Genomic DNA, 18,503 nt, shown 5'->3' on the forward strand with positions numbered 1-18,503 from the left:
GGGGGGCATGACTGGTACAGGCACTGGCACGGGCCCGGGGCGTGAGTACTCCCCCCACGGTCCCCGCCCCCTCCGCGTCGGCCTCGTCGGCTACGGCCTCGCGGGCTCCGTCTTCCACGCGCCGCTGATCGCCGCCTCGGCGGACCTCGACCTCGTCGCCGTCACCACCGGCAACCCGGAGCGCGCCGCCGCCGCCCGCGCCGCCCACCCCGGCGTCCGGGTCGCGGCCCGCCCCGAGGGGCTGTGGGAGGAGGGGGCCGACCCGCTGGACCTGATCGTGGTCGCCTCCCCCAACAAGACCCACGTCCCCCTGGCCGAGGCCGCCCTCGAGGCCGGCCTGCCGGTGGTCGTGGACAAGCCGCTCGCGGCCACCGCCGCCGAGGCGCGCGGCCTCGCCGCCCTCGCCGACGAGCGCGGCCTGCTCCTCTCCGTCTTCCAGAACCGCCGCTGGGACAGCGACTTCCGCACCCTGCGGGCGCTCCTGGACGAGGACGCCCTCGGCGAGGTCCAGCGCTTCGAGTCCCGGTTCGAGCGCTGGCGCCCGCAGCCCAAGGGCGGCTGGCGGGAGTCCGGCGCCCCGGAGGAGGTCGGCGGGCTCCTGTACGACCTCGGCAGCCACGTCGTGGACCAGGCCCTCGCTCTCTTCGGCCCGGCCGTCACCGTCTACGCCGAGTCGGACGTGCGCCGCCCGGGCGCCGAGGCCGACGACGACACCTTCATCGCCGTCACCCACGAGAACGGCGTCCGCTCCCACCTGTACGTCAGCGCCACCACCGCCCAGCTCGGCCCCCGCTTCCGGGTCCTCGGCCGGAAGGCGGGCTTCGTGAAGTACGGGCTCGACCCCCAGGAGGCCGCCCTCCGCGAGGGCCTGCGGCCCGGGCCGGACGCGCCCGCCTGGGGGAGGGAACCGGAGGAGCTGTGGGGCCGGCTCGGCGCCGGCGAGTCCCCGCTGACCGGCGGCGGCACACCGGTCGAGTCGCTGCCCGGCGACTACCCGGCGTACTACGCGGCCGTCGCCGCCGCCCTGCGCGGCACCGGCCCGAACCCGGTCACCGCGCACGAGGCCGCCGCCGCGCTCGACGTCCTGGAGGCGGCACGGCGCTCCGCCCGCGAGCGCGTGACGGTGACCCTGTGAGCGCCCCCGGGGTCCCGGACGTGGCGGCCCTGGAGGCCCAGGAGGCACGCCTGGTCCTCCCCCGGTTCACGTACGAGGACGCCTGGGCGCTCGGCAGCCTGCTCGTCCGGCTGGCCCGGGAGCGGCGGGCGCCCGTGGCCGTCGACATCCGGCGCGGGCCGCAGCAGCTGTTCCACTGCGCGCTGCCGGGGTCGAGCGCCGACAACGACGCCTGGATCGACCGGAAGCGGCGGGTGGTCGAGCGGTACGGCTGCAGCTCGTTCCTGGTCGGTGCCCGTTTCCGGGCCAAGGGGACGACGTTCGAGCAGTCCTCGCGCCTCGACCCCGACCGGTACGCCGCGCACGGCGGTTCGTTCCCGGTCGCGGTCGAGGGCGCGGGCGTCATCGGCTCGGTCACGGTCTCGGGGCTGCCGCAGGCCGAGGACCACGCCCTGGTCGTCGAGGCGCTGGAACGGTTCCTCAGCTCGTACGGCGACGCCGGCGCCGACGGCTGACGACGACGAGCGCGCCACCGGCGAGGGCCAGGCCCAGGGCGGTGGCACCCATGACGACCTCCCCCGCGCCGGCGCCGGTCTCCGGCAGCTCGCCGTCCGGGCCGTGGCCCCCGCCGCCGGTGGTGTCCCCGTAGCCGCCGGTGTCACCTCCGGAACCGCCCGAGTCACCTCCGGAACCGCCGCCGGTCGGGTCGGTGGGACTCGGGGTCGGGGTCGGGGTCGGGTCCGGGGGCGCCTGGGTGGTGGGGGTCGGATCGGTCGGCGTCGGGGTCGGGGCCGTAGGGGTCGGCTCGGTCGGCGTCGGGGTCGGGGCCGTAGGGGTCGGCTCGGTCGGCGTGGGGACGTCCGGCGTGGGGACGTCCGGCGTGGGGGTCGTCGGGGTGGGGACGTCCGGCGTGGGGGTCGTCGGGGTGGGGGTCGGGACCGGTTTCCCGCACGAGGGCAGGTCGCCGTCGAACGGATAGGCGTGCAGCTCCTGTCCGCCGCCGCGCCCGGGCTCCGAGGCGTGCGTGAGGTCCCCCGTGGTGAAGAAACGGCCGTTCATGCCGGGCATCGTCACGGTCGCGGCACTGGCCTGGTTGCCGATCAGCACGCTGCCCGCGAACTGGGCCGTGCCCTCGAACGTCACCTTCGTCGCGTCCGGGAAGTTCCACAGCACCCGCTCGCGCAGGCCGTACGGCAGCCCGCCGATGAACGAGTCGACGGTCCGGTCCGCGCCGAGCACGTTCACCAGGACGGTCGCCCCGGCCGGAATCCGGTCGAAGCGGATGCCCTGCTGGCCGCCGCGCGCCGACTCCAGGTCGAAGTCGACGGTGAAGACCTGGAGCGCCGAGGTGCCGTCGCCCGTGAAGAGGGTCTCGTAGTCGTGGTTGACGGCGGTGCCGGTGGCCGGGCGGGAGCGCCCGTCCACGTACGCGTAGCACCGGCTGGCCGCGGTGAGCCGGTCCCGCAGGTCCGTGTACGGTCCGGCGGCGGTCGCGTCCTGGACCGGGGCCGGCGCGACGGTGCCGGCGAGGGTGCCCCCGTACCGTACGACGCCGTGGACCGCGCCCTCCTCGGCGAGCAGCCGCTGTCCGCCGGCCACCGTGAGGTTCCTGCCGACGGTGAGGAAGTCGCTGCCGTCGTCGGGCGGGACGCGGGAGCCGACGCCGGCGACACCGACGTTGTAGACGGCGGACGCCCCGGCCCGCTTCTTCTGGTCGAAGTCACCGAGGACGACGACCTTCCCCTCGGCCTCCGCCGCCGCCTCGCGGACACGGAAGTCACCGCCGACGAAGACGTTGATGTTGTTGTCGCGGTGGTCGACCCGGCCGTTGTTGACGTCCGGGTACGCGGAGGGGCAGTTGCCCGGCTTGCACGGCCCGAGCCCGCCCGGCAGCGGATCGGCGGCCCCGGTGGCGGCGAGGGTTCCGACGAGGGCGGCCGCACCGGCCACGGCGAGGGCGGCGGAGGCGGTCGTACGGCGCGGAGTCCGCCGCCCTCCCCGTACGGTCTTCGTTCTATCCATACATCGCAATATGCAGAAGAACGGACAAAACGAACGGAGCCTCGCGCGGGGCGCGCGCCGATTCCGCGCGCGGGACGGCGAGCCGTCCGGCCGTACGGGCGAACGCCCGGCCGGCGGAGGACGCACGGTCGCGCCCAGCCGCCGCACCCTGCCCTCTCAGGCGCTCTTGAGCTCCTGGCGCTGGCGGCCGAGGCCGTCGACCTCCAGCTCCACCACGTCGCCCGGCCGCAGGTACGGCTTGGGCTCCGGCTGCCCCATGGCGACGCCCGCCGGCGTACCGGTGTTGATGACGTCGCCCGGGTGGAGGGTCATGAACCGGCTCACGTACCGGACCACTTCCGCCACCGGGAAGATCTGGTCGGAGGTGTGGCCGTCCTGCTTGAGCTCGCCGTTGACCCACAGGCGCAGCCCGAGCGACTGCGGGTCGGGCACCTCGTCGGCGGTGACGAGCCAGGGGCCGAGCGGGTTGAAGGTCTCGCAGTTCTTGCCCTTGTCCCAGGTGCCGCCGCGCTCGATCTGGAACTCGCGCTCGGAGACGTCGTGGGCGACCGCGTATCCGGCGACGTGCGCGAGGGCCTCCTCGTCGGTCTCCAGGTAGCGGGCGGTGCGGCCGATGACGATCGCCAGCTCGACCTCCCAGTCGGTCTTGAGGGAGCCGCGCGGGACGAGGACCGTGTCGTCCGGACCGACGACCGTGTCGGCGGCCTTGAGGAAGACGACCGGCTCGGCCGGGGTGGCCTGGCCGGTCTCGGCGGCGTGGCCGTGGTAGTTCAGCCCGATGCACACGACCTTGCCGATCCGGCCGACCGGCGGGCCGATCCGCAGGCCGGTCGCGTCGAGCGCGGGCAGCACTCCGGCACCGGCGGCGGCCCGTATCCGGTCGAGCGCGGAGGCGTCGGCGAGGAGACTGCCGTCGATGTCGTCGACGAGGGCGGACAGGTCGCGGAGGGTTCCGTCCTGGTCGAGCAGGGCGGGACGCTCGGCCCCCGCCGGGCCGACACGCAGCAGCTTCATGGTCTTCTCCTTGTGGTCGAGGTGGGCCCGGGAGGCGGGCCCCGAGGTGCCCCGGCCGATGGAGTGCGGCCATCGGAGGATTGGCCGATCCTCCAAGAGAACCGGTCACTCTGCAAGACCCCGTTCACACCCTGGACCCTTACGCGCGAGTAGCCGGGCCGCCCGTGGCCGGTGCGGACCGGGAGCCGGAGCCGCTCTCCGCGCGGAAGAGGAAGGCCCGTTCCGCGACGGTCCAGGCGGTACTGGTGAGGACGTAGAGGGCGGCGGCGAGCGGGACGACGGCGACCGTGACGAGCGTGGCGAAGGAGAGCAGCGGCATCACCTTGGTGACGGCGCCGGCGCCGGGCGTGGGCTGCCCCAGGTCGAGCGGCTGCTCGGCGAGCTGTCGCTTGGTGCGGCGGTAGTTGACGACGGCGACGGCGGCGGTGAGCGCGAGGACGGCGAGGTGGACCCGCCCGGCCGGGCCGAAGGGGCCGCCGTGAGCGAGGGCGTCGGTCCAGCTGTCGCCGAGCGGGGCGGTGAGCAGCGTGTGCCCGGCCATCCGGTCACCGGCGAACAGGTGGTACATGAGGAGGAAGGCGGGCGCCTGGAACAGGCTCGGCAGGATGCCGGCGAAGGGCGACACCTTCTCCTTCGCGTGCAGGTCCATGACCGCCTTCTTCAGGCGCTCGGGGTTCTTGGCGTACCGCTTGCGGAGGGCGGCGAGCTGCGGGGCGATCCGCGTGCGGGCCTGCTGGCCGCGGGCGGCCGCGCGGGAGAGCGGGTGGACGGCGAGCCGTACGAGCGCCGTGAAGAGGACGATCGCGGCGGCGGTGGCGGCGGAGGCGAAGAGGGGCTGGAGCAGCTCGGCGAGCCGCTGGACGAGGGTGGCGAAAACATCGAGGAACGCGGACATGGAGAAGCCCTCCGTGGGATCTCGTCGTGCCGGGCGAGGAACGGTTCTCGGCATGACGGTTCCGCGTGAGCCCCCGCGGGGCTGAGGGGAGGACCTCGAAATCTCCGGGACCTCGGCATCTCCGGGGTCTCGGCGCTTCCGGTGCGGGGCGGGGCCTTCCGGTGTCCCGGGCCCCTCCGGCGGGCTCCCTACGCGGCCGTCGGGAGGGGACGGCCGGGAGCCCGGGGTCTGCGCCGGCCCGCGGCGTCGGGATCGCGCTGGGGCAGGAAGGCGGTGCGGCGCTCGCGGTCGCGCAGGACGGTACGGATCCGGGTCGGCGGTACGGCCGGAGCCGTACGAGCCCCGGTGAGCGCGCAGAGGACGGCGGTCGCGGCGAGGGCCACGGCGGTGGAGAACGCGGCCCCGTCGGAGAACAACAGCTCGGCGAGGGCGAGCAGACAGAACAGCGGCGCGGCGACGCGCAGGAGCGCCCTCCCGGCCATGTTCCCCACCCCCTGGTCGCCTCGCGGGCCCGTTCGCGTGGCCCCCTGCCCCTGTGGACGCGCGGCGGCGCCCGGAAGTTCCCACCGCGCCCGCACACGGTGCGCCGTACCCCGTCCGCCGGGCGCCAGAAGCGCGGGGGCGCCAACTCTCGCGGCCCGTACAGCAGTACGGTGAGAACATGCGCCCCGACACGCCTGCAGCCCACATCACCGAAGCCGAGCGCCTGCTGCGTACCGCCACGCAGTACCCCGGCGACCGCGAGCCCCTGCTGCTCCAGGCCGCGGCCCACCTGGAGCTGGCGGGCGACCGCCCGCGCGCGTCGACGCTCTACGACTCCCTCCTGGCCGGCACGCCCGCGCAACCGCACCTGATCAGGGCGCTGAAGGCGGCGAACCTGTGGGAGTACGGCCACGAGGCGGAGGCCCGCGCGATCATCGACGGCCTGCGCCGGGAGCAGCCCTCGGACGCGGCGCCGTGGCAGATCGCGGCGGAGACGCTGGAGGCCCACGACGAGCTGGAGGCGGCGCAGGCCACGCTCACGGAGGGGGCCGGCCTCCTCGCGGCCCGCCCCGCCGCGGAGGACCTCCCGCACGCCACCCGGTCCCTGCTCACCACCCGCCACCGGGTGCGCCGCATGCTGGCCCTCCCGCACGACGACTGGGACGACCTGGCGGACCGCCTCCACACGGCCGAGGTCCCGCTGGACGAGCTGCACGACCCGAAGCGCCTGTGGTCGCTCGGCTCCTCGGACCCGGCCGAGCTGCAGGCCGAGATCACCCGCCTCCGCTCGGAGCTGGGCACCTACCGCACGGCCCTCTCCCGCCCCTTCCCGGTCGCCGTCCTCCACTGGCCGGAAGCGGAACTCGACGAGCTCCTCGCGGCCTACCCGGAGCTGGAGGCCGAGTACCCCACGTACCGTGCCCACCTCACCGACATCGAGGCCTCCCTCCGCGAACTCGCCCAGGCCGGCACCCCCAACCTCGGCATCGTCCCGGCGACCGTCCCCTCCTACGAGGCCTTCGCCGCCTCCGAGGCCTCCTCCCCCGCCAACGCCGACCTCCTCCCCCAGTACGCCACCACCCTCGCCGCCCGCGGCCGCGCCACCCCCTGGCCCCCCGCCCGCACAGCGGCCTGCTGGTGCGGGTCGGGGGAGACGTACGGGAAGTGCCACGGGGCGGAGTAGCCGGAGGCCCGGGGGCGTTTAGCCCGTCACCGGGAGAAGACCCCACTGCGCGGCTGAAGGGGTCCCGGCCCACCACATGGGCTTGTCGTCGATCGGCCACATCGCCGCGATGCCCAGCGTTTCCAAGTACGGGCCGAAATCACCGATGGGGGCGCTAAAGACGGCCAAGAGGTGGGGGTCCTCTCGGTCACGGAGTCGGTAGTACGCGTGGCGGTACTCCAGCAGCTGAGCTACTGCGGCGCGTACGGCTCCACGGTGTCCGCCGTCGGGGATCTGCTTGACCTCGACGAGCCACTCGGTGGAGGAATCGTTTCTGCGCAGGACGAGGTCCCTGTCCCCGATGGAGACGTTGCGGCTTTCGAAGGAACGGGCCGTCGCGTGCGCCGCGAACGCCGCCAACAAGGTCTCGTGCTCCCGCCGCCGGCGGTCCGTTCCTCCATTCACGGTGACGAAGTAGTCCTCACTGTTGCCAGGAAGGAAGGGGACGTCGGGCTCGTCCTTGCCCCCGTGCCCGGCGAGGTAGGAAACGGTCGGCTCACCGGTGGTCGGAAACTCCAGGTCCGCGGCGTAGCGGTCCACGACCGCCGCGTGCGAAAGCAGCTCGACCGCTTCCTGAAGGTGGCGTGCCAGCTCCACGTCGCTGGGCAGATGGGCCACCTCGTACCGGCGGGCGGCAATGTTCGCCTTTTCGTACGCACGGGGGCGCCACTGGTCCGCGTGCAGCCGCACATCGTCCTGCCAACCCTCGAGTCGGTGGGGAGGCAGGGCGCGCCGGTACGCGTCGCCTCGCTCCTGCAAGTACCGGTGAAGTTCTTGACCGGTTCCGTAGCGGTCCTTGCGCGACAAGACGGTGACGCCCTGCTGGAGCGAGAGAGTCACCGTCGCACGGTCGGCGTCGAAGAGGTACGCCAGGTAGACGCCTTGGTGCGGATTGGTGTTGATCTTCTCGTGGAACACGCCGATCCAGGGAACCCGCGCCATGTTCCCCTTCCCCGCGAAGCCTTCTGCGCGACAGTACCGAGGCAGGGCCAGGTCCTGAAGGTCCTTGATCCCCCAGAGCAATGCGCAGTCGGCACGGCTCGTAGAGGTCGTACCGACGGGGTTGTAGAGGGCAGCAATTTCCTGGAGGAGGTCACGAAGCGACATCCGCGGACGTTAACCCCACGCGATCACTTTCGGCGGTGACGCCGATCACAATGCACCGCAAGAACGTCACCTTCTACCCACCCCGTGCTCCTGACGGGAGCTCAACCGTTCAAAACCGGCACTTGCTGTCCGTGGCTCCTGGTAGAACCAGACCTTGGTGACCATGAACGAGGAGCGAGCCGTGGGTCAGTTCGACAGTGAGGCGCCCCCGTCGTCGGGGCTGTATGAGCAGCTCATCACCGTACGGATGGAGCATCAGCTCGCCGAGCTGGCCCGACTGGGCTGGAAACCCATCACGAGCCCCGTGGGCGCGGAGTCCGCGCCGCACATCCTCGCCCGTCACGTGGCAGCGACCGTGCGGCAGGTTCTGAGTGGCCTCCCGCCTGAGAATCGGGTGGCGGCCGCCAATCGGATTCTCGATTCCGTCGCGACCATCGACGGGGCCCGCCACTGGGTGGAGAACGTCTCCGAAGGGCCGCAACAGCTCCTCGCCCTCGCCCGCGAGGAAGCCCCGGGCGCCCACGCCATCCGCCCGGCCACACCTCTGTCGGACACTGCGCTGATCACCAACGCCCCCGACGACCCGAGCCTCGGCTACGAACTCCGCTCCGAGATTGCTACTGCCGACCGCATCGACCTCCTCTGCGCCTTTGTGAAGTGGCACGGCCTGCGCATCATCGAGCAGTCTCTCGCCTCCGCCCGTGAGCGGAACATACCGATTCGTGTCATCACCACCACGTACATCGGCGCCACCGAACGCCGTGCCTTGGATCGCCTCGTCCGGGAATTCGGTGCCGAGGTAAAGGTCAACTACGAAACACGGTCAACTCGGCTGCACGCCAAGGCGTGGCTGTTTCGGCGTGACACAGGATTCGACACGGCGTACGTCGGCAGCTCCAACCTCTCCAAGGCAGCACTCCTCGATGGGCTGGAGTGGAACGTGCGTCTCTCCTCCGTCGCCACACCCGACGCACTACGGAAGTTCGAAGGGACCTTCGAGTCCTACTGGAGCGACGCCGCCTTCGAGACGTACGACCCCGACCAGGATCACGCCCGACTCGACGAAGCCCTCGGACTTGCCGGCGGTGCGTCCTCCCACGCATCGCCCCGGCACCTCACCCTCTCCGGCCTGGAGGTACGCCCCTTTCCGCATCAGCGGGACATGCTGGAGCGTCTGGAGGTGGAACGCGTCGTCCACGACCGGCACCGCAATCTGCTCGTGGCCGCGACGGGGACAGGAAAGACAGTCATGGCAGCGCTCGACTATCGGCACCTGCGGAAGATGTACGGTCGTGATCTGCGCCTTCTCTTCATCGCGCACCGCAAGGAGATCCTGCAGCAGTCCCTCCGCACCTACCAAGACGTCCTGATCGACGCCAACTTCGGTGAGTCCTTCCACGAGGGCCAGATCCCGGAGCGCTGGACCCACGTCTTTGCGAGCGTTCAATCCCTGGCACGACCGCAGACGCTGGAGCAGCTCGCCCCGGATCATTTCGACGTCATCGTCATCGACGAGTTCCACCACGGGACGTCCGCCACCTACCGCCGCGTCCTGGACCACTTCATCCCCCAGGAACTCCTCGGTCTCACTGCCACCCCCGAACGCATGGACGGCGTCACCATCCAAGACGCCTTCTTCGACGGTCGTATCGCCGCCGAAATGCGCCTCTGGGAAGCACTGGAGAACGATCTTCTGAGCCCCTTCCACTACTTCGGGATCAGCGACACCACCGATCTGACCACCGTCCAGTGGAAGGGCGGCACCTACGACCGCACCGGACTCGACAACGTCCTCACGGGAAATCACGCCCGGGCCCGACTCGTCGTGAAGGCTGTCCAGGAGAAGGTCGCCGACCCGGGGACCATGCGCGCCCTCGGTTTCTGCGTCACCGTGGCCCACGCCCAGTTCATGGCACAGTACTTCTGCGACGCTGGGCTCCGGGCCGTCGCCCTTTCCGGGGAGACCCCCGCGGACCAGCGGAAACAGGCACTCAGCGATCTGGCCTCCGGCGCCCTCCAGGTCATCTTCTCGGTGGACCTCCTCAACGAAGGGGTCGACATCCCCGACGTCGATACCCTGCTCCTCCTGCGCCCCACCTCCAGCGCGACGGTCTTCCTCCAGCAGCTCGGGCGCGGACTGCGGCGCAGTGAGAACAAGGCGGTGCTGACCGTTCTCGACTTCATCGGACAGCATCGCAAGGAGTTTCGCTTCGAGAACCAGTTCCGCGCCCTCACCAATCTGACGAGAAAGCGTCTGCTCGACCACATCGAGAACGACTTTCCCCAGCTTCCCTCTGGCTGCCACATCGTCTTGGAGGAGAAGGCGAAGAGCATCGTCCTCGCCAACATCAGGGAGCAGATCGGCGTCAACGTCGTCGCACTGGCTCGCGAAGTTCGCAGTTACGCGGAAGTTTCCTTGGCTCGATACTTGGAGGAGAGCGGTCGAGAAATCAAGGAGCTCTACCGCGGGAACGGGAACTCCTGGACGGGTCTGCTGCGTCGGGCCAACCTCCTGACCAGCGCTCCACCCGTCGACGAGTCAGCGCTCCTCAAGCGCATGCCGGCTTTCCTTCACGTAGATGACCCGCAGCGCATTGCCCAGTACACCCGTCTACTCGAAGACGACCTGCCCTCGTATGACGCACTGACCCCGCTGGAACAGGCCTATGCACGCATGCTCTTTTTCCAGTTCTGGCCACTGGGCGGGTGGACCCGTAAGGGATTCACGCACTACGACGAAGGCTTCGCCGTACTACGGGAAAATTCCGTAGTACGGGAGGAACTTCGCCAGATCTTGGGCTACAACCTCGCGCACACCGAACATGTGCCGATCCCCCTGACCGGGGCACTGGTAGACGTACCTCTCACCGTCCACGCGTCGTACAGCCGCGAAGAGATCCTGCCTGCCCTCGGGCAGTCGGCGGTCGGCGGCTTCATGCCAGCCGATTTCCGCGAGGGTGTGAAGTGGTGTGAATCCGTGGCCACGGATGCCCTACTCATCACGCTCCACAAGGATGAAAAGGATTTCGCTCCGCAGACTCGATACCACGACTACGCACTGAGCAGCACCCGATTTCATTGGGAGTCCCAGAACCAGACCTCCGAGACCTCACCGACGGGGCAGCGCTATCAGAAGCACGTCCAGCAAGGAAGTCAGGTGCTGCTGTTCGCCCGCCGGTACAAGACCACGGATCTCGGCGGTGCGGAACCGTGGATGCTGTTGGGTCCTGCTCGGTACCTGTCGCACGAGGGGAGCCGCCCGATGGCGATCACCTGGGAGTTGGAGCACGAGATCCCTGCAGACGTCGTGAGTTACTCGAGCATTGCTGCGGGGTGAAAGGAAACCGTTAGGCTTCTTTTCACCAGTGGTCCGAAGAAAGGCACCCCATGTCCCGCATCCCCTCCTCCGCCGTTGCCGCCGCCGGGCTCGTCGGGGGTTATGCCGTCGCGCGGTGGACGAAGAAGCGGCCGCTCGGTGGCGTCGTGCTGGCCGTGGCCGGTGGGGTGGCCGCGCGGGAGTGGCAGCGGGTGGGCGGGGCGAAGGCCTCCGTGGGGCTGACGTCCGCCTATGTCGCCGCCTTCGCCGGGTCGCATCCGCTCGCCAAGAAGATCGGGGCCTGGCCGGCGGTGTTCTCGGCGGCCGGGGCCGTCGCCGCCGCCTCCTGGGCCGCGACCCGCGACCGCGGCTGAGGCACTCGGAGGACGGAAGCCGGAGGACCGGACCCGACGGGGCCCGCAGCCCCCGGGCCCGGCCACCACCGAGCGCCCGGACCTGGCGGGGCCCCCAGCCCCCGCCCGGACCCGCCGTCACCAAGGCCCCGCCCGGACCCGGCGAGGCCCCGCCCCCTCCCCCCTACGCCCCCGCCGCTCTGCTCAGCGTGTGGATGAGGAGGCCGGCGAGGGCGCCGACGACCGTGCCGTTGATGCGGATGAACTGGAGGTCGCGGCCGATGTTGGCCTCGATCTTCTTGGAGGTCTGGGCGGCGTCCCAGCCGGCCACCGTGTCCGTGATCAGGGAGGTGATCTCGGTGCGGTAGGTGGTGACCAGGTACGTCGTCGCCGACTCGACCCAGGTGTCGACCTTGCCCTGGAGGCGGGCGTCCGTCGACAGGCGGCGGCCCAGGGAGATGAGGGAGGCGCGGGCGCGCAGGCGGAGCTGGCTGTGGTCGTCCTCGGCCGCGGCGAGGACGAGGGCGCGGACGGAGGACCAGGCGGAGGCGATGATGTCCTGGATCTCGGGGCGGGCGAGGAGGTCGCCCTTGAGGCGTTCCACGCGGGCGCGGGTGTCCGTGTCGGCCTGGAGGTCGGCGGCGAAGTCGGTGAGGAACCGGTCGATCGCGCCGCGCGCCGGGTGCGCGGGCATGTCGCGCATCTCGGTGACGAAGCGGAGGAGTTCGCGGTAGACGCGCTCCCCCACCTTGCGGTCGACGAAGCGCGGGGTCCAGCCGGGGGCGCCGCCCTGGACCGCGTCCATGACCGAGTCTCCGTGCGTGACGAGCCAGTCGTGGGCGCGGGTGCAGACGAGGTCGACGGCCCGGCGGTGGGCGCCGTCGGTGACGAGGCGGTCGAGGGTCTTGCCGAGGCCGGGCGCGATCTCGGCGGCCTCGGCGCGGCGGGTGATGGCCTCGCCGACGACGGCCTGGACGTCGGAGTCGCGCAGCACGGTCAGCGCGCCGCGCAGCGCGGTGGAGAGTTCGGAGGTGACCCGGTCGGCGTGGGCCGGGTCGGAGAGCCAGCCGCCGAGCCGGCGGCCGATGCCCAGGGCCCGCAGCCGGCCTCGTACGACGTCGGCCGAGAGGAAGTTCTCGCCGACGAAGGCGCCGAGCGAGGTGCCCAGCTGGTCCTTCTTCTTCGGGATGATCGCCGTGTGCGGGATCGGCAGCCCCAGGGGGTGCCGGAAGAGGGCGGTCACCGCGAACCAGTCCGCGAGCGCGCCGACCATGCCGGCCTCGGCCGCCGCGGCGACGTACCCCGCCCAGGCGCCGGCGCCGGAGTGTTCGGCCCAGGTCGCCAGGGCGTAGATGACGGCGACCGCGACGAGCAGCGAGGTGGCCAGCGCCTTCATGCGCCGCACACCCCTGCTCTTCTCGGCGTCCGCCGCCGTGTACGAGAAACTCACCATGGACTCGACCTCCCTACGTGAGGGACTCCCGGCGCTCCTCCCGAGTTCCCCCGTACATCTTCGCGATCACCGTCTCGATGTCGGGTTCCCGCACCGAGAGGTCCACCAGCGGGTAGGCGGCGGCGACCGCGGACACCAGGGGCGCCGCCGAGGCGGTGGCCGGGAAGGCGAGCCACTGCCGCGGCCCCTCGGCGCGGACGAACCGGGCGCCGGGGACGTCCTCGATGGGCGGCACCGCGGTGGCCAGGTCGACCACCAGGAGCCGTTCGCCGTCGCCGGCCTCGTGCAGGCCGGTCAGATCGCCGTCGTACATGAGGCGCCCGTGGTCGATGACCATGACGCGGGAGCAGAGCTGTTCGATGTCGGTGAGGTCGTGGGTGGTGAGGAGGACGGTGGTGCCGCGTTCCGAGTTGAGTTCGCGCAGGAAGGACCGCACCCGCGTTCTGGACACGACGTCGAGGCCGATGGTCGGTTCGTCGAGGTAGAGCACGTCCGGGTCGTGGAGGAGGGCGGCGGCGATGTCGCCGCGCATCCGCTGGCCGAGGGAGAGCTGCCGTACGGGCACGTCGAGGAGGTCACCGAGCTCCAGGAGCTCCACGCACCGGTCGAGGTTCTCGCGGAAGCGGGCGTCGGGCACCTGGTACATGCGGTGCACCAGCCGGTACGAGTCCCGCAGCGGAAGGTCCCACCAGAGCGTCGTGCGCTGCCCGAAGACGACGCCGATCCGCCGGGCGAGCCGGGTCCGCTCCCGCGCCGGGTCGATGCCGGCGACCCGCAGCCGGCCGCCGCTCGGGGTGAGGATGCCGGTCAGCATCTTGATCGTGGTGGACTTGCCCGCGCCGTTGGGGCCGATGTAGCCGACCATCTCGCCGCGTTCGACGCCGAAGGTGATCCCGTCGACGGCGCGGACCTCGCGCTTCTCGCGGCGCAGCAGGCCCGCCCGGCGGCGGACCGTGAAGACCTTCTCCAGGGAGTCGAGTTCGATGAAGGGCACGGGTCGGTCTCCTCAGCTTCCTGTCGAACGGTACGAACGGATGCCGGCGCGCCAGGCGAGGCCGGCGAGCCCGCAGCAGACCAGGGCGACCGCCGGAGAGGCGAAGGCCGCCCAGGACGGCACCCCCGCCGGGGCCGGCCGTCCGAGCACGTACAGAGCGGGGAGCCAGCTGACGAACGCCAGCGGGACGACGTACACGACACCCCGCACCAGCTCCTGCGCGAAGATCGTCGGCGGGTACTGGAGCAGGGTGTTCCCGCCGTAGGTGAAGGAGTTGGTGACCTCGGCGGCGTCCTGGATCCAGAACTGCGCGGACGCCCCGATCACCATCACCGCCATGAAGATCACCGCCCCGCACACCACCGTCACCGGCACGAGCAGCACCTTCAGCGGCGTCCAGGTGACGCCGTCCAGGAGCAGCAGCCCCCAGACGAGGACGACCAGGCCCTGGGTGACCCGGCCGAGCCGCCGCAGCGCGAACGCGTCGGCGGCCACCTGGGCGAGCAGCGGTGCCGGCCGGAGCAGGAAGGTGTCGAGCGAGCCGTCCCGCACCCGGCGCCCCATCCGCTGCAGGGAGCCCATCGTCAGGTCGGCGAGCCCGAAGGAGGTGCCGGCCGTGCCGTAGAGGAAGGCGATCTCGGCGAAGGCGAACCCGCCGAGGCCCTCGACGTGACCGAACATCAGCAGGATGACGACGAAGTCGAAGAAGGTGACGCAGAGGGAGGAGAAGAGGGAGAGGGCGAAGGAGGTGCGGTACGCCAGCGTCGACCGGATCCACATGCCGGCGACCATCCGGTACGTGCGCCAGGACTCCCCGCCGGGGCGCGCGAGCCCGGACCGCGCCGGACCGGCCGCCCCTGCCGCCCCCTCGCGCGTCACCACCGGCTCCCCCGTCCGCTCAGCCACCCTGCACCACCACCTTCCGCGTCGCCGCCGCCTGCGCGGCCCGGCCGGCGGCCAGCAGGACGAGGGCCCAGCAGCCCTGGAAGGCGTACGCCCGCGCCAGGCCGGGGCCGTCCCCGTACCGGCCGAGGTAGACGTCCGCCGGGACCTGCAGGAGGGAGGCCCAGGGCAGCACGCGCGCCAGGTCACCGAGGGCGCCGGGGAAGACGTTGAGCGGGAGGAGCATCCCGGAGAAGAACATCCCGCCGAGCCAGGCGGCCTGCGCGACGCCCTGGCCGTCGAGGAGCCAGAAGGCGCTCATCGCGACCAGGTACCAGATCGCGAAGCCGACGAGGGAGCCGAGGGCCACGGAGAGCAGGAAGGCGGCCCAGCGGCCCGGCCCGTCCGGGAGGGTGAAGTCGAAGACGAGCGCGCCGATCGCCATGGGGGCGACGCCCCGGCCGAGCAGCTGGAAGGCGCAGCGGCCGGCGTTGGCGGCGAGCCACCAGGCCTGGAGGTCGGCGGGGCGGTGGAGGTCGACGGCGATGTCGCCGGTCCTGACCCGTTCCATGAGCTCGACCTCGAAGCCGCCGCCCATGAGGCCACAGACCGTGAGCAGGGCCTGGCCGATCCACACATAGGCCAGCGCGTCGTCGACGGAGTAGCCGCCGAGCCGGGGACGTTCGTCCCAGAGGGCGATGTAGGTGTAGGAGAGGACGAGGCCGAAGACCGAGTTGGTGAAGACGCCCGCCGCCGTGGCGACGCGGTAGGTGGCGTGGCGCCGGAAACCGCCCGCGGCGACCGTCGCGTACAGCCGCGGACGCGGCACGGTGAACCCCCTTTCCGCCGCGAGGACAGGACGGCGAAGCGCACGACCTTAGTGGGGGGCGGCCGGGCCTCGCGAGCGGATTTCCCGTCACCTACGGGTGGCATTCAGGACTTTTGCGTCATTCCGGGCAGTATGTGATGCCATGTCCCCTTCCTCCGACACGAGCGAGTCCCCCCGGCCGGACGCCGCGGGCTGGGAGCCCAGGGACCCCACCCTTCCCCGGCCTCCCGCACCCGACCACCCGCCCCGGTCCGCCCCGCCCGCCCGGCGCGGTCCGGCCCGGCGGCTGTTCACCCTGCTCCTGAAGCTGTTCCTGCTCGGCGTCCTGCTCCTCGCCGGCGCCCTCGCCGCGGGCTACCTCCTCATCGACATCCCGCCCGCCAACGCCGCCGCCCGCGCCCAGGCGAACGTCTTCCTCTACCGGGACGGCACGCCCCTCGCCCGCGGCGGCCAGGTCAACCGCGAGAACGTCCGGCTCGACCGGATCCCCCTGCCCGTACGGCACGCGGTCCTCGCCGCCGAGGACCGCGACTTCCACACCTCACGCGCCGTCGACCCCAAGGCGATGCTCCGTGCCGCCTGGCACACCCTCACCGGCAAGGGCCGCCAGTCCGGCTCCACCATCACCCAGCAGTACGTCAAGAACTACTACCTGGGACAGGAGCAGACCCTCACCCGCAAGGCCCGGGAGTTCTTCATCGCGATCAAGCTCGAACGCGCCGCGACCAAGGAGGAGATCCTCCAGGGCTACCTGAACACCAGCTACTTCGGCCGCAACGCCTACGGCCTCCAGGCCGCCGCCCGCGCCTACTACGGCAAGGACGTGGAACGGCTCGGCACCGCCGAGGGCGCCTACCTCGCCGCCCTCCTCAAGGCCCCCAGCGCCTACGACGTCACCACCCGCCCCGAGAACCGGGCCACCGCCGTCGCCCGCTGGCACTACGTCCTCGACGGCATGGTCAAGGAGGGCTGGCTCACCCGCGCCGAGCGCTCCGCCGCCCGCTTCCCCGACCCCCTCCCCGCCTCGTCCGCCGGCGGCCTCTCCGGCCTGTCCGGCCAGCGCGGCTACCTCGTCAAGGCCGTGGAGCAGTACCTCACCGGCCAGGGCGTCCTCGACCGGGAGGCCCTCGACACCGGCGGCTACCGGATCACCACCACCCTGGACCGCGCCAAGCAGGACGCCCTCGTCCGCGCCGTCGAGGACCGCGTCATCGACCGCCTCGACCCGGAGAACAACCCCGCCGACCGGTACGTACGGGTCGGGGCCGCCGCCGTCGAACCGGCCGGCGGCCACGTCCTCGCCCTCTACGGCGGCGTCGACTACACCCGGCAGTACGTCAACAACGCCACCCGCCGCGACTACCAGGTCGGCTCCACCTTCAAGCCCTTCGTCCTCACCGCGGCCGTGCAGCACGGCGCCCGCACCCAGTACGGCGAGCCGATCACCCCCCACACGCTGTACGACGGCACCAACCGCCGCCCCGTGGAGGGCTGGAACGGCGGCCCGTACGACCCGGCCAACGAGGACGACGCCAGCTACGGCGAGATCCCGGTCGGCACAGCCACCGACCTGTCCGTGAACGCGGTCTACGCCCAGATGGCCGTCGACGTCGGCCCCGCCCGCGTCCGGCACACCGCCGTCGCCCTCGGCCTGCCGGGCAGCACCCCCGACCTCACCGCCTCCCCGTCCATCGCGCTCGGCCCGGCCACCGCCAGCGTGCTCGACATGGCACGGGCGTACGCCACGCTCGCCGCGCACGGCAAGCGCGGCCCGTACCGCCTCGTCGCCGCCGTCACCAAGGACGGCGAGGCCGTCGCACTGCCCCGGGGTGACCTCCGGCAGGTCGTCGGCCGGGAGGCCGCCGACACCACCACCGCCGTCCTGCGCAGCGTCGTCGAGTCGGGTACGGGCACGGCGGCGCGGGCGGCGGGACGGCCGGCGGCCGGGAAGACGGGCACGGCGGAGGACGACAAGGCGGCCTGGTTCGCCGGGTACACCCCCGAGCTGGCGACGGTCGTCGCCCTCATGGGGCAGGATCCTGCCACCGGCCGCCAGGAACCGCTGTACGGGGCGCTGGGCCTGCCCCGGGTCAACGGCGGCGGGCCGCCCGCCGAGATCTGGGCCCGCTTCACCCGGGACGCACTGGCCGGGACGGCCCCGAAGGAGTTCGACCTGCGGCTGATGCCCGGGGTCGAACCGCTGCCCGACGCGCCGCCGGCGCCCGAGGCGCAGGACGGCTGGGGGACGCCCGGCGAGGGCCGGACCATCGAGGCGGGCGCGGCGGCCGAACCGGGAACGGGGACGGGACCGGCGGCAGAAGCCGGAGCGGCGGCGGCCGCGGGACCGCCCGGAACGGCGGCCGAGCCCGTCACGCCGCCCGGGGACGGCGTGACGGGCGGGGAAGACATGGCGGCCGGGGAGGGCGTGGCGGTGGGACCGCCCCCCGCCGGAACGGCCCGCCCGGGTCAATGACCCGAGGTCGCCTTGAGGCCGACCACGGCGACCAGCAGCAGACAGACGAAGAAGATCCGGGCGGCGGTCGCCGGCTCCCCGAGCACCACCATGCCGAACACCGCCGCGCCGGCCGCGCCGATGCCGACCCACACGCCGTACGCGGTGCCGATCGGCAGCGTCCTGGCCGCCTGGGAGAGCAGCACCATGGAGGCGACGATCCCCGCGCCGGTGAAGACACTGGGCCAGAGCCGGGTGAAGCCCTCCGTGTACTTCATCCCGACCGACCAGGCGACCTCCAGCAGACCGGCGACGATCAGCAGGATCCAGGCCATGACGACAACACCTCCGCGAGACGGATCAACAG

Annotated in this window: 16 protein-coding genes; 6 read left to right on the forward strand and 10 right to left on the reverse strand. The window is 72.0% G+C overall.

Annotated elements, in window-relative coordinates; translation table 11 throughout:
* The first annotated feature begins 7 nt into the window (after positions 1-7).
* Both ABTY40_RS02550 and ABTY40_RS02555 read left to right on the forward strand, forming a co-directional pair.
* Entirely contained in the window at positions 8-1,135 is a 1,128-nt protein-coding gene (locus tag ABTY40_RS02550; protein ID WP_352057795.1) for a Gfo/Idh/MocA family oxidoreductase, read from the forward strand.
* Positions 1,132-1,629 carry a heme-degrading domain-containing protein gene (locus ABTY40_RS02555; RefSeq protein WP_352057796.1) on the forward strand — a complete coding sequence of 166 codons (498 nt, stop codon included), beginning with the start codon at positions 1,132-1,134 and terminating at the stop codon, positions 1,627-1,629. The genes ABTY40_RS02550 and ABTY40_RS02555 overlap by 4 nt, the downstream gene beginning before the upstream one ends.
* Here the strand turns inward: ABTY40_RS02555 and ABTY40_RS02560 are convergent.
* The 4 genes from ABTY40_RS02560 to ABTY40_RS02575 all read right to left on the reverse strand — a co-directional run bounded on the left by ABTY40_RS02560 (position 1,595) and on the right by ABTY40_RS02575 (position 5,527).
* On the reverse strand, positions 1,595-3,136 hold the full coding sequence (locus ABTY40_RS02560) for a choice-of-anchor A family protein (protein WP_352057797.1): 1,542 nt from the start codon (positions 3,134-3,136) through the stop codon (positions 1,595-1,597). The genes ABTY40_RS02555 and ABTY40_RS02560 overlap by 35 nt on opposite strands.
* Positions 3,137-3,292: 156 nt before the next feature.
* Positions 3,293-4,150, reverse strand: coding sequence for a fumarylacetoacetate hydrolase family protein (locus ABTY40_RS02565; protein ID WP_352057798.1), 858 nt, complete (start codon positions 4,148-4,150; stop codon positions 3,293-3,295).
* A 139-nt stretch (positions 4,151-4,289) separates the two neighbouring features.
* Positions 4,290-5,045 carry a YidC/Oxa1 family membrane protein insertase gene (locus ABTY40_RS02570; RefSeq protein ID WP_352057799.1) on the reverse strand — a complete coding sequence of 252 codons (756 nt, stop codon included), beginning with the start codon at positions 5,043-5,045 and terminating at the stop codon, positions 4,290-4,292.
* Between the two features lie 188 nt (positions 5,046-5,233).
* Positions 5,234-5,527, reverse strand: coding sequence for a DUF6412 domain-containing protein (locus ABTY40_RS02575; protein WP_352057800.1), 294 nt, complete (start codon positions 5,525-5,527; stop codon positions 5,234-5,236).
* 179 nt (positions 5,528-5,706) lie between these two features.
* Between ABTY40_RS02575 and ABTY40_RS02580 the strand changes: the two genes are divergently transcribed.
* The gene (locus ABTY40_RS02580) at positions 5,707-6,711 is read left to right on the forward strand and encodes an SEC-C metal-binding domain-containing protein (RefSeq protein WP_352057801.1); all 1,005 of its coding nucleotides are present in this window, start codon (positions 5,707-5,709) and stop codon (positions 6,709-6,711) included.
* 18 nt (positions 6,712-6,729) lie between these two features.
* On the opposite strand, the gene ABTY40_RS02585 is transcribed toward ABTY40_RS02580, so the two are convergent.
* Positions 6,730-7,857, reverse strand: a complete 1,128-nt coding sequence (locus ABTY40_RS02585; RefSeq protein ID WP_352057802.1) for an MrcB family domain-containing protein — start codon at positions 7,855-7,857, stop codon at positions 6,730-6,732.
* A 163-nt stretch (positions 7,858-8,020) separates the two neighbouring features.
* Between ABTY40_RS02585 and ABTY40_RS02590 the strand changes: the two genes are divergently transcribed.
* Together ABTY40_RS02590 and ABTY40_RS02595 are read left to right on the forward strand one after the other, a co-directional pair.
* Positions 8,021-11,194 carry a DEAD/DEAH box helicase gene (locus tag ABTY40_RS02590; protein ID WP_502990464.1) on the forward strand — a complete coding sequence of 1,058 codons (3,174 nt, stop codon included), beginning with the start codon at positions 8,021-8,023 and terminating at the stop codon, positions 11,192-11,194.
* Between the two features lie 50 nt (positions 11,195-11,244).
* Positions 11,245-11,547: a hypothetical protein gene (locus tag ABTY40_RS02595; protein WP_352057803.1), complete on the forward strand. Its 303-nt coding sequence runs from the start codon at positions 11,245-11,247 to the stop codon at positions 11,545-11,547.
* Between the two features lie 163 nt (positions 11,548-11,710).
* Here ABTY40_RS02595 and ABTY40_RS02600 read toward each other — a convergent pair whose 3' ends face one another.
* From ABTY40_RS02600 to ABTY40_RS02615, 4 genes are all read right to left on the reverse strand, one after another.
* The gene (locus ABTY40_RS02600) at positions 11,711-12,979 is read right to left on the reverse strand and encodes a DUF445 domain-containing protein (RefSeq protein WP_352057804.1); all 1,269 of its coding nucleotides are present in this window, start codon (positions 12,977-12,979) and stop codon (positions 11,711-11,713) included.
* 13 nt (positions 12,980-12,992) lie between these two features.
* Positions 12,993-13,973: an ABC transporter ATP-binding protein gene (locus tag ABTY40_RS02605; protein WP_352057805.1), complete on the reverse strand. Its 981-nt coding sequence runs from the start codon at positions 13,971-13,973 to the stop codon at positions 12,993-12,995.
* A 12-nt stretch (positions 13,974-13,985) separates the two neighbouring features.
* Positions 13,986-14,765: an ABC transporter permease gene (locus tag ABTY40_RS02610; RefSeq protein ID WP_352057858.1), complete on the reverse strand. Its 780-nt coding sequence runs from the start codon at positions 14,763-14,765 to the stop codon at positions 13,986-13,988.
* Positions 14,766-14,871: 106 nt separating this feature from the next.
* On the reverse strand, positions 14,872-15,684 hold the full coding sequence (locus ABTY40_RS02615; protein ID WP_352057806.1) for an ABC transporter permease: 813 nt from the start codon (positions 15,682-15,684) through the stop codon (positions 14,872-14,874).
* 142 nt (positions 15,685-15,826) lie between these two features.
* Here ABTY40_RS02615 and ABTY40_RS02620 point away from each other — a divergent pair, with 142 nt between their 5' ends.
* Positions 15,827-18,157 (forward strand): transglycosylase domain-containing protein, encoded by a 2,331-nt coding sequence (locus ABTY40_RS02620; protein ID WP_352057807.1) that lies wholly within the window; start codon positions 15,827-15,829, stop codon positions 18,155-18,157.
* Here ABTY40_RS02620 and ABTY40_RS02625 read toward each other — a convergent pair.
* Positions 18,151-18,471, reverse strand: a complete 321-nt coding sequence (locus ABTY40_RS02625; protein WP_345281771.1) for a DMT family transporter — start codon at positions 18,469-18,471, stop codon at positions 18,151-18,153. The genes ABTY40_RS02620 and ABTY40_RS02625 overlap by 7 nt on opposite strands.
* Positions 18,472-18,503: the final 32 nt, after the last annotated feature.

This window comes from Streptomyces sp. NPDC126503, from assembly GCF_040302405.1.
Classification (GTDB): Bacteria; Actinomycetota; Actinomycetes; order Streptomycetales; family Streptomycetaceae; genus Streptomyces; species Streptomyces gulbargensis.

Excerpts from the sequence above, each read along its gene's own strand:
- ABTY40_RS02550 (WP_352057795.1), top strand. The coding sequence starts at position 8 with ATGACTGGTACAGGCACTGGCACGGGCCCGGGGCGTGAGTACTCCCCC.
- ABTY40_RS02560 (WP_352057797.1), bottom strand. The coding sequence starts at position 3,136 with ATGGATAGAACGAAGACCGTACGGGGAGGGCGGCGGACTCCGCGCCGT.
- ABTY40_RS02565 (WP_352057798.1), bottom strand. The coding sequence starts at position 4,150 with ATGAAGCTGCTGCGTGTCGGCCCGGCGGGGGCCGAGCGTCCCGCCCTG.
- ABTY40_RS02570 (WP_352057799.1), bottom strand. The coding sequence starts at position 5,045 with ATGTCCGCGTTCCTCGATGTTTTCGCCACCCTCGTCCAGCGGCTCGCC.
- ABTY40_RS02575 (WP_352057800.1), bottom strand. The coding sequence starts at position 5,527 with ATGGCCGGGAGGGCGCTCCTGCGCGTCGCCGCGCCGCTGTTCTGTCTG.
- ABTY40_RS02580 (WP_352057801.1), top strand. The coding sequence starts at position 5,707 with ATGCGCCCCGACACGCCTGCAGCCCACATCACCGAAGCCGAGCGCCTG.
- ABTY40_RS02585 (WP_352057802.1), bottom strand. The coding sequence starts at position 7,857 with ATGTCGCTTCGTGACCTCCTCCAGGAAATTGCTGCCCTCTACAACCCC.
- ABTY40_RS02590 (WP_502990464.1), top strand. The coding sequence starts at position 8,021 with ATGAACGAGGAGCGAGCCGTGGGTCAGTTCGACAGTGAGGCGCCCCCG.
- ABTY40_RS02595 (WP_352057803.1), top strand. The coding sequence starts at position 11,245 with ATGTCCCGCATCCCCTCCTCCGCCGTTGCCGCCGCCGGGCTCGTCGGG.
- ABTY40_RS02600 (WP_352057804.1), bottom strand. The coding sequence starts at position 12,979 with ATGGTGAGTTTCTCGTACACGGCGGCGGACGCCGAGAAGAGCAGGGGT.
- ABTY40_RS02610 (WP_352057858.1), bottom strand. The coding sequence starts at position 14,765 with ATGGTCGCCGGCATGTGGATCCGGTCGACGCTGGCGTACCGCACCTCC.
- ABTY40_RS02620 (WP_352057807.1), top strand. The coding sequence starts at position 15,827 with ATGTCCCCTTCCTCCGACACGAGCGAGTCCCCCCGGCCGGACGCCGCG.
- ABTY40_RS02625 (WP_345281771.1), bottom strand. The coding sequence starts at position 18,471 with ATGGCCTGGATCCTGCTGATCGTCGCCGGTCTGCTGGAGGTCGCCTGG.